General features: G+C 47.1%; 1 pseudogene. It reads right to left on the reverse strand.

Features of this window, described 5'->3' with window-relative positions:
- Positions 1 to 684: pseudogene (locus R7O13_RS27315) on the reverse strand (transporter substrate-binding domain-containing protein); the annotation flags it as partial.

Here is a 684-nt window from a genome sequence, read left to right on the forward strand (position 1 = left end):
TGCCTGCGATTATAAAGTTTGGTGAGCGGATCCGTCAGCGTCAGTTCAAGCAGTTGCTGATTTGCTAAGGTGAGCTGCTTTGTTCGTAGAGTCACCATTCGCTTAAGGGCGAAGATATGGTAAAGCGTGGCAATAACCATGATGAAAATGGCAATTGGCAACAGGTAAATGGGATATACCGTTTTGACTAAACTCCAACGATTGAGGATCCGTTCTTTGGCGGAGACGATGATTTTTTCAAAGTCGTGGGAGATTTTCGTCACTGGAACCGAACTGTGCTCGCCCGTCGCAATGCGCAGATCTTTGCTGTACAGACTGAGGGTAGGCACAAACATGCCTGCATCTGGTGTTGTCGCCATGTGGAAGTTAGCCACTTGCAAATCGGCGACAAAGTACAAGATATTTTTCTCGACGGCAGCTCGGATCATCGCATCGTTATTTACATATTCCACTAGCGATGCTCTTGGGTAGTTGGCACGCACAAATTCCGCTTCATAGCTGCCTTTTACCAAGCCAATAGGAAGCTCTACCTCTCCAGTAAGCACGCCCTTAATATCAACGGCTAGCATATCTTTATTGACGTACAACTTGGTTTGAATAGGCATGATAACCGCACCAAAATCAAGGAACTTATCGCGAGCCTCAGAGTAAATCAGACCAGCATGAACATCCCCACGCCCCTCC

The sequence above is a fragment of the Vibrio sp. Y176 genome, assembly GCF_033438945.1.